We start from the raw sequence: 10,011 nt of genomic DNA, 5'->3' as shown, positions 1-10,011 counted from the left end.
ACGCCCGGTTACATTCCGAACCCGGAAGCTAAGCCTTTCAGCGCCGATGGTACTGCATGGGGGACCGTGTGGGAGAGTAGGACGCCGCCGAACAAATTTTAGAAAAGCTCTGGTTCCTGAACTTCGGTTCAGGAACCAGAGCTTTTTTGTTTTCCCGATACCGTGCGGAGCGTCACCCCGCGTTCACGTCCCGCCGCCACCATTTGCAGGTATGGGGACTGTGGAGTTGCTGACGGCGGCAGGAGTCGGACCCGGCACCGAGGTCATCGTGCCCTCGTACGCCACCACCGGGGCCGCCGAGGCCGTTCGAACGACCGGGGCACGGCCCGTGTTCGCGGACATAGATCCGCAAAGCCTCTGCCTCGACCCGGTCGCCGTCACCAAGGCGGTGACCTCACGCACCGCGGCCATCGTGCCCGTACCCCTCTTCGGGCACCCCGTGGACCACACAGGCCTACGAGCCGTCGCCCGCGCCCACGGCTTGCTCGTCATCGAACACGACGACACCCCACCGGACGCCGAAACGAAACCCGCCACCGCCCAAGCCGACCACGCGGCCCGGCGGGCCAACGCGGCCTATTTCAACGCCCGCCTGACAGGCGTTCAGACGCCGGCCGTGACACCGGGAGCGGAGCACCACTACCGCTCCTACGTGGTGCGCGTGCCCGGGAACGGGCGGCCTGATCGGGACGCGTTCGCGCGGGCGCTCCGGGCCCGGGGCGTGCCATGCGGCGTGCCCGTACAGACACCCGTCCACCGGACCCCCGCCTACCGGCGGGAGTTGTGGCTGCCCGAAACGGAACGGGCCGCCGGCGAATGCCTCGCCCTGCCCGTCGAGGCGGGCATGACACGACGTGAACTCCACCGGGTCGTCTCGGCGTGCAACGCGCTCGGCGGGCTCCTGCCGGTAGCCGCGTAGCCGCCCAGCCGGTCAAAAGCACGTGCGAGAGTCGGGTATGCTTTATCTCGTTGCACCGGCCCCAATAGCTCAGTCGGTAGAGCGTCTCCATGGTAAGGAGAAGGTCTACGGTTCGATTCCGTATTGGGGCTCATCAAAACAAAGGCCCCCGCCTGATGGCGGGGGCCTTTGTCGTATGCGGAGTTCTGTCGTATGCGGGGTTCGCGGGCCGGGGGGCGAACCCCCCCGGCCCGGTCAGGAATCCTGCGGCTCCGGAACACGCATGGCGAGAATCGCCATGTCGTCCGAGGCGGGTTCGGCGGCGAAACGCTCCACCGCCCGCAGAATGCGCGCCGCCACCGCCCCCGCCGTCAGCCCCGTACACGTGGTCAGGACGTCCGCCAGCCCGTCGTCGCCCAGCATGCGCGCCCCCTCACGGCGCTCGGTGACGCCGTCCGTGACACACAGCAGCACATCACCGGGGTCAAGGGTGATCGTCTGCTCGTACAGTTCCAGGTCCTCCATGACACCCAGCAGCGGCTGCGGGGTCGCCGCGGGTTCCACCGTGCCGTCCTGACGAAGACGCAGCGGCAGCGGATGCCCGGCGCACACGACCTTCAGGACCGCGCTGCCATCGTGCTGAGGCCACAACTCCCCGTAAAGGAGGGTGAGGAAGCGGCTGCGGGCACCCTCGTCGAGGATCGCGGCGTTGAGCCGCTCCAGGACCGCGGGACCGCCGAAGCCCTCACGGGCCAGGAGCCGCAACGCGTGCCGGGCGAGACCGGTGACCGCCGCGGCCTCCGGGCCCGTGCCGCAGACATCGCCGATCGCGAAGCCGTACGCGCCGTCGCGGATCGGGAAGAGATCGTAGAAATCGCCGCCGACCTCGTTGCCCTCGCCCGCGGCGCGGTAGATGACCTCGACCTCCACGCCGGGGACGTCCGGCAGCTCGGGCGGGAGCAGGCTGCGCTGCAAGGACTGGCTGATGGCCGTGCGCTCGCTGTAGAGGCGCGCGTTGTCCAGAGCGAGGGCCGCCCGGCGGGAGAGGTCCTCCGCCAGCTCCAAAATCTCCTGGCGGAAGTGGTCGTCGGTCGGCCTGCCGAGGGTGAGCATGCCGATGACACGGTTGCGGGCCACCAGGGGCAGCACGACTGTCTCGCCGCCGACGGCCGCCGCCGTGGCCAGCGACGTACCGGCGCCGGGTGCGTACCCGCCGCCGGCGTCGCCGAGACCGAGACTGCGCAGCGAACTGCGCAGCGCGGCCGCGTGGGCCGCCTCCGAGGGCGCGGTCCAGATGCGGGCGCCGGGAGTGGGCACCGGGTCGGGCGGGGCGACCTTGGACAGCAGGGCCTTGAGGCCGTCGATGCGGTCCTCGTCCTCATGGAGCACATAGGACAGCTCGGGCTCGGAGGACTGGTCGGCGATGGTGTAGACGGCGCACCAGGTGGCCAGCGTCGGGACTGTCATCTGCGCCATCAGGGCGAGCGTCTGGTCCCGGTCCAGGGTGCCCGCGAGCAGATCCGAGGCCTCCACCAGGAAGGACAGCGAGCCGCGGCGCAGCCGCTCCAGCTCGCCGAGGCGCGCGGACTCCACGGCGAGGGCGATCCGGTCGGCCGCGAACTGGAGACGCAGGGCCTCCTCGTTGCCGTAACGGCCGGGAGCCTCCGCGGCCACGCCGAGCGAGCCGGTCAGCCGCCCCTCGACCTTGAGGGGGACGGTGACGACCGAGCGCATGCCGGTGTTGGCGAGCAGCGGGACGGCGCCCGGGACGGCGCTGAGATCGTCGTGGACGGCGGGCATGCGAGCCGATCCGTAGCGGCCCGTACCGGCCTCCACAGGGACGCGCGCGAACCGCTGCCGGGCCGACGGCAGGCCCGTGGACGCGCGGACCTCCAGCTCCGTCTCGTCGTCGGTGGCGAGCAGCAGATAGGCGGAGTCTCCGTCGAGCATGTCGCGGGCGCGCTCGACGGTGCGCTGGAGCAGTCCGTCCAGGTCGTCCGGGGCGGGGGAGCCGATGAAGACCTCGAACGGGTCGGTGGCCGTGCCCCGGTCGCCGGAGCCGGCATCGCCAGCGGGGGCCCGCTGCGGGCTCTGCAGCACCGCGCGCTCCTCGTCACGGACGAGCAGGCAGACGGTGGAGGGGGCGCCCTCGTTGTCACGGACACGCAGGTGGGAGGCGTACACCGCGACGATGCGGCCGTCCTCGCCCCTTATGCCGTACGAGCCCTCCCAGCGGGAGAGAAGCAGCGCCTCGGCGATGCCCGTGGAGGTGCCGGGGGTGTGCGGCCAGGCGGCGAAGTCCGTGAGGGGCTTGCCCATGACCTGGTCGGCGGGGAAACCGAAGAGGTCCTCGGCGTCGTCGTTCCAGGAGCTGATGCCACCGGCGCGGTCGATCTGGATGACGGCGACGCGTACCCGGGTGTCGGCCAGCGGCAGGGCCTCCACGGGGAGCGCCGGGCCCGCGGAACGCGTGCCGGCCGGGCGGTCGGACAGGTCGAGCTGGAACCACACCTTCTTGTGGGTGGCGCTGTACTCCACGCCCCAGCGGCCGGCGAGGGCGGCGCAGAGCAGCAGTCCACGGCCCCCTTCTCGGTCGACGCCGCCGAAGTGCCGCCCGGGGTTGTGCAGCGGCAGCTCGCGCTCGGGGTACCGGTCGGCGACCTCGATGCGCACCCCGGTGTCCAGGCGGACGCACAGGACGTCGGCGGCGGTGCCCGCGTGCACCACGGCATTGGTGACGAGTTCGCTGGTCAGGACGACGGCGTCGTCGATGACGTCGGGAAAGCCCCACCCCTGGAGGGTGTCCCGGACGAAGGAGCGGGCGGAGGCTACCGAGCGCCCGACCGGCTCGAAAGTGGCGGCAGCCCGCGCGGTGATCACAGCACTCCCCATTGGCCTCTCATCGCTCCCCCGAGTCCTGTGCCCGTTTCCGAAGGCCTCGATTCGTTCGCCAGGCTAAACCGTCGGCCCAGGCGATGTGGAACAGAGTCGTGTATTTCGGAAACGGAGGCAGGGATAGGCGTCGGGAAGGACGTGGGAGTGGACGCGATCCGACGACCATGCGTATCCCCTCGCACGGCCCTCTCAAACCCCGCGCTGTGATCGGCCGGGAAAAGGGGGTACCCGGTGCTGCGCGCCCCGGGGCACTCATGGTGATATCCCCCTGGGCCTGGGCTTTCGCCTGACCTACGGCCGTGACGGCGGACAGTCCCGCACCGTAGCGTTCAACGACTTCCCCGGGGTGTGGTTACGCTCCAACTGGCAACCTCTTCTGCGGGCCGGGATGAAAGACTGGGACGCTCAAGGTAGGCCCGACACGGATGATCGACCCTGCGGGAGGGACACGGTGGAGTCTGGCGCAGCGGCGCGGGGCGCAAGCACGCGCGCGAAAGGCGGACGATCCCGGACCAATGGGACGACGCAGGTGGATACGGCGGCACTGAACCGGCTCCTGACGGCCCTGGCGGCGATGCGGGACGGGAACTTCCGTAAGCGTCTGACGGTCTCGGGTGACGGGCTGATGGCCGAGATCGCGGCAGTCTTCAACGAAGTCGCGGACCGCAATCTGCAGCTGACCGGCGAGCTGGCGCGGGTGCGGCGGGTGGTCGGCCGTGAGGGAAAGCTCACGGAGCGGCTGGAGGTCGGTGCCTGTGAGGGCGCGTGGGCCGCGGCCATCGACGCCTCGAACGCCCTGGTCGACGACCTGGTGCGGCCGGTGTCCGAGGTGGGCCGGGTGCTGTCGGCGGTCGCCGAGGGTGATCTGGAACAGCGGATGGACCTGCGCTCGCAGGGCGCGGACGGGGCGGCGCACCCGCTGCGCGGCGAGTTCCTCAAGGTGGGCCGCACGGTCAACGGGCTCGTGGACCAGCTGTCGGCGTTCACCGACGAGGTGACGCGGGTGGCGAGCGAGGTCGGCACCGAGGGCAAGCTCGGCGGTCAGGCCCGGGTGCGCGGAATGTCGGGTTCGTGGAAGGACCTCACCGACTCCGTCAACACCATGGCGTCCCGGCTCACCGCTCAGGTGCGTGATATCGCCCTCGTGACGACGGCGGTCGCCAAGGGCGATCTGTCCCGCAAGGTCACCGTGCATGTGGCCGGCGAAATGCTGGAGCTGAAGAACACCGTCAACACGATGGTCGACCAGCTCTCTTCCTTCGCGTCCGAGGTGACCCGCGTCGCGCGGGAAGTGGGGACCGAGGGCGAGCTGGGCGGGCAGGCGCAGGTGCCCGGCGTCGCGGGCGTCTGGAAGGACCTCACCGACTCGGTCAATCTGATGGCCGGCAATCTGACGGCCCAGGTGCGCGGCATCGCGCAGGTGACGACGGCGGTCGCCAACGGCGACCTGTCGCAGAAGGTCACGGTGAGCGCGCGCGGCGAGGTCGCGCAGCTCGCGGAGACGATCAACCAGATGACGGAGACCCTGCGCACCTTCGCCGACGAGGTGACCCGGGTCGCCAGCGAGGTCGGTGCCGAGGGTCTGCTGGGCGGTCAGGCGCAGGTGCCGGGTGCGGCGGGGACGTGGAAGGACCTCACCGACTCGGTGAACACCGCCTTCCGCAACGTCACCACGCAGGTCCGCGACATCGCGCAGGTGACGACGGCGGTCGCCAATGGCGATCTGGGCCAGAAGGTCACCGTCGACGTGTCCGGCGAGATGCTGGAGCTGAAGAACACCGTCAACACCATGGTCGACCAGCTGCAGTCCTTCGGTGCCGAGGTGACGCGGGTGGCGCGGGAGATCGGCGTCGAGGGCGAGCTGGGCGGTCAGGCGCAGGTGCCGGGTGCGGCGGGGACGTGGAAGGACCTCACCGACTCGGTGAACACCGCCTTCCGCAACCTCACCGGCCAGGTCCGCAACATCGCGCAGGTGACGACGGCGGTCGCCAACGGCGACCTGTCGCAGAAGGTCACCGTCGACGTGTCCGGCGAGATGCTCCAGCTGAAGAACACCGTGAACACGATGGTGGACCAGCTGTCGTCCTTCGCCGACCAGGTCACGCGGATGGCGCGGGACGTGGGTACGGAGGGCCGCCTCGGCGGCCAGGCCCGGGTGGACGGCGTCAGCGGCACCTGGAAGGAGCTGACCGACTCGGTCAACTTCATGGCCGGCAATCTGACGTCGCAGGTACGGCAGATCGCGCAGGTCACGACGGCGGTGGCGCGGGGAGATCTGTCGCAGAAGATCGATGTGGACGCGCGCGGCGAGATCCTGGAGCTGAAGAACACCATCAACACGATGGTCGACCAGCTCTCGGCCTTCGCCGAGCAGGTGACCCGGGTCGCCCGCGAGGTGGGCACCGACGGCCGCCTCGGCGGCCAGGCGCAGGTGCCGGGCGTGGCCGGCGTCTGGCGCGATCTGACGGACTCGGTCAACGGGATGGCGGGCAATCTGACCGCCCAGGTCCGCAACATCGCGCAGGTCGCCACGGCGGTGGCGCGGGGCGATCTGTCGCAGAAGATCGATGTGGACGCGCGCGGCGAGATCCTGGAGCTGAAGAACACCCTCAACACCATGGTCGACCAGCTGTCCTCGTTCGCCGACCAGGTCACGCGCGTGGCGCGCGAGGTGGGCACCGAGGGCATCCTGGGCGGCCAGGCGGAGGTGCAGGGCGTCTCCGGTACCTGGAAGGACCTCACCCAGTCCGTCAACTTCATGGCCAACAACCTGACTTCGCAGGTGCGCAACATCGCCGAGGTCACCACCGCCGTGGCCAAGGGCGACCTGTCGAAGAAGATCACGGTCGACGCGAAGGGGGAGATCCTCGAACTCGTCACGACCGTCAACACCATGGTCGACCAGCTCTCGGACTTCGCCGAGCAGGTCACCCGGGTGGCCCGCGAGGTGGGCACGGAGGGCCAGTTGGGCGGCCAGGCACGGGTGCGGGACGTCACCGGCATCTGGAAGGACCTCAGCGACAACGTCAACCTGATGGCCAACAACCTCACCAGCCAGGTGCGGAACATCTCGCAGGTCGCGGGCGCGGTCGCCAACGGTGACCTGACCAAGAAGGTCACCGTCGAGGCGCGCGGCGAGGTCGCGCAGCTGGCCGACACCGTGAACACCATGGTGACCACGCTGTCGTCCTTCGCGGACGAGGTCACGCGTGTGGCGCGCGAGGTGGGCACCGACGGCATCCTCGGCGGCCAGGCCCGCGTCCCCGGCGTCAGCGGTACGTGGAAGGACCTCACCGAGTCCGTGAACTCGATGGCGTCCAACCTCACCGGCCAGGTCCGCAACATCGCGATGGTGACGACCGCCATCGCCCAGGGCGATCTCACCAAGAAGATCGACATCGATGCGCGCGGCGAGATCCTCCAGCTCAAGACGACCATCAACACGATGGTCGACCAGCTGTCGTCCTTCGCCGACCAGGTCACCCGGGTGGCCCGCGAGGTGGGCACCGAGGGGCAGCTCGGCGGACAGGCCCGGGTGCGCGACGTCGACGGCACCTGGCGCGACCTGACCGAGTCGGTCAACGAGATGGCCGGCAACCTGACCCGTCAGGTGCGGGCCATCGCCGAGGTCGCCACCGCCGTGACCCGGGGCGATCTGAACCTCAAGATCGACGTGGACGCGGCGGGCGAGATCCTGGAACTCCAGGACAACATCAACACGATGATCGCCAACCTGCGCGAGACCACCCTCGCCAACAAGGAGCAGGACTGGCTCAAGGGCAACCTCGCCCGGATCTCCGGTCTGATGCAGGGGCGCCGCGATCTGGAGGACGTCGCCGGGCTGATCATGAGCGAGCTGACCCCCGTGGTCTCCGCGCAGCACGGTGCCTTCTTCCTCGCGATGCCGACCGTCCGGCCGGAGGACGAGGGCGCGGAGGACGCGTACGAGCTGCGGATGCTCGGCTCGTACGGCTACTCGATGGGCTCGATGCCCACCTCCTTCCGGCCCGGTGAGACGCTCATCGGGACGGCGGCACAGGAGAAGCGCACCATCCTGGTGGAGAACGTGCCACCGGGCTATCTGAAGATCGCCTCCGGGCTGGGGGAGGCGCCGCCGGCCCATGTCATCGTGCTGCCGGTGCTGTTCGAGGGGCAGGTCCTCGGCGTGATCGAGCTGGCCTCCTTCCAGCCGTTCGCCCAGATCCAGAAGGACTTCCTCAACCAGATCGCCGAGATGATCGGCACCAGCGTCAACACCATCAGCGTCAACACCAAGACCGAGGTGCTGCTCAAGCAGTCGCAGGAACTCGCCGAGCAACTGCGCGAGCGGTCCCTGGAGTTGGAGAACCGGCAGAAGGAGCTGGAGATCTCCAACTCCGAGCTGGAGGAGAAGTCCGAGCGGCTGGCCCGGCAGAACCGCGACATCGAGGTCAAGAACACCGAGATCGAAGAGGCCCGGCAGGTGCTGGAGGAGCGCGCCGAGCAGCTCGCGGTCTCCATGCGCTACAAGTCCGAGTTCCTGGCCAACATGTCGCACGAGCTGCGCACGCCGCTCAACTCGCTGCTGATCCTGGCCAAGCTGCTCGCCGACAACGCGGAGGGCAATCTCTCCCCGAAGCAGGTCGAGTTCGCCGAAACGATCCACGGAGCGGGCTCCGATCTGCTCCAGCTGATCAACGACATCCTCGACCTGTCGAAGGTCGAGGCGGGCAAGATGGACGTCAGCCCGACCCGGATCGCCCTGGTCCAGCTCGTCGACTACGTCGAGGCCACCTTCCGGCCGCTGACGGCGGAGAAGGGGCTCGACTTCTCCGTCCGCGTCTCGCCGGAGCTGCCGGCCACGCTGCACACCGACGAACAGCGGTTGCTGCAGGTGCTGCGCAATCTGCTGTCGAACGCGGTGAAGTTCACGGACACCGGCGCGGTCGAGCTGGTCATCCGGCCGGCCGGTGCGGACGTCCCGGACACCATTCGCGAGCAGCTGCTGGAGGCGGGCTCGCTGCGCGAGGCCGACGGCGATCTGATCGCCTTCTCCGTCACGGACACCGGCATCGGCATCGCGGCCAGCAAGATGCGCGTCATCTTCGAGGCCTTCAAGCAGGCGGACGGCACGACCAGCCGCAAGTACGGGGGCACCGGGCTCGGGCTCTCCATCAGCCGGGAGATCGCACGCCTGCTCGGCGGCGAGATCCACGCGGCGAGCGAGCCGGGGCGCGGCTCCACCTTCACGCTCTACCTGCCGCTGACCTCCGGCGAGCTGCCGCCGCAGGGCTACCCGCTCGCCCCGGGCGGCCAGGCCGCCGGCCCGCAGGCCCTGATGCCGGGGAGCGACCGGCCCGGCGGCCACGGCGTGGCCGAGGTGCCCGCGCGGGGTGCCGCCGGTCTGCTGCTGCGCCGCCAGCGCGCCGCCCAGGCGGCCGCGGCCTGGCCCGCCCTCCCCGGCCAGGTCGAGGAGACGGCCCCCGGGGCGCAGCCGGCCCAGGCTCCGCCGGCCCCGCAGCCGGAGCCGTGGCTGAACGTCGCGCCGAGCGAGGAGGCGGACGGGGCGCCGCGAGGCTTCAGCGGCGGGTTCCACGGCGAGAAGGTGCTCATCGTCGACGACGACATCCGCAATGTCTTCGCGCTCACCAGCGTGCTGGAGCAGTACGGGCTGTCGGTGCTCTACGCCGAGAACGGCCGTGAGGGGATCGAGGTCCTGGAGCAGCACGACGATGTGGTGCTGGTGCTCATGGACATCATGATGCCGGAAATGGACGGTTATGCCACGACGGCGGCGATCCGCAGGATGCCGCAGTTCGCGGGGCTGCCCATCATCGCGCTCACGGCGAAGGCGATGAAGGGCGACCGGGAGAAGAGCATCGACGCCGGGGCGTCGGACTACGTCACCAAACCGGTCGACACAGATCATCTGCTGACGGTGATGGAGCAGTGGATGCGCGGTGAGTGACAGGAGGTTGGTCACTCTTTGTGCGTCTGTTGACTGACTGTGCTCAAAGACGTGTGGAAGCGCGGTATACGGGGAACCTTCTGGTCTCCCACCACGTTTCTGCTACGGGCCCCTGTGACATCGCGGTGACAGGGTGTGGTGACAGGCGGGGTACGGCTACGATGACCGGCACAAGGACGGGCGGCGCAAGGGAGTCGTCCCCTGGGGCGGCGCCCGGTGCTTCCCCTGGCTCTTCGGGCCGGGGAGACGCCAAGCCGGGGCGAGGAGGACG

Annotated in this window: 3 protein-coding genes, 1 tRNA gene and 1 rRNA gene; 4 read left to right on the top strand and 1 reads right to left on the bottom strand. The window is 69.7% G+C overall.

All coding sequences use genetic code 11. The features are described from left to right. The 3 genes from rrf to ACZ6MA_RS12155 form a co-directional block, all read left to right on the top strand. Positions 1-93, top strand: a 5S ribosomal RNA gene (gene rrf, locus ACZ6MA_RS12165); the annotation flags it as partial. Between the two features lie 118 nt (positions 94-211). Next, on the top strand, positions 212-919 hold the full coding sequence (locus ACZ6MA_RS12160; RefSeq protein WP_469433113.1) for a DegT/DnrJ/EryC1/StrS family aminotransferase: 708 nt from the start codon (positions 212-214) through the stop codon (positions 917-919). A 58-nt stretch (positions 920-977) separates the two neighbouring features. Continuing rightward, positions 978-1,050, top strand: a tRNA-Thr gene (locus ACZ6MA_RS12155). A gap of 103 nt (positions 1,051-1,153) precedes the next feature. Here the strand turns inward: ACZ6MA_RS12155 and ACZ6MA_RS12150 are convergent. Then, on the bottom strand, positions 1,154-3,790 hold the full coding sequence (locus ACZ6MA_RS12150; RefSeq protein ID WP_469433112.1) for a SpoIIE family protein phosphatase: 2,637 nt from the start codon (positions 3,788-3,790) through the stop codon (positions 1,154-1,156). Positions 3,791-4,244: 454 nt separating this feature from the next. On the opposite strand from ACZ6MA_RS12150, the gene ACZ6MA_RS12145 reads away from it, so the two are divergent. Further along, a complete protein-coding gene (locus ACZ6MA_RS12145; RefSeq protein ID WP_469433111.1) occupies positions 4,245-9,740 on the top strand; it encodes a HAMP domain-containing protein in 5,496 nt (1,831 codons plus the stop codon). The last annotated feature ends 271 nt before the right edge of the window (positions 9,741-10,011 follow it).

It is taken from the genome of Streptomyces sp. NPDC042259, from assembly GCF_055582085.1.
The sequence above is the reverse complement of the archived record's forward strand: the minus strand, read 5'-3'. Positions and strand labels throughout refer to the sequence as shown.

What these genes read in the sequence shown, in the direction of transcription:
- ACZ6MA_RS12150 (WP_469433112.1), bottom strand. Translation starts at nt 3,790, where the DNA reads ATGGGGAGTGCTGTGATCACCGCGCGGGCTGCCGCCACTTTCGAGCCG.
- ACZ6MA_RS12160 (WP_469433113.1), top strand. Translation starts at nt 212, where the DNA reads ATGGGGACTGTGGAGTTGCTGACGGCGGCAGGAGTCGGACCCGGCACC.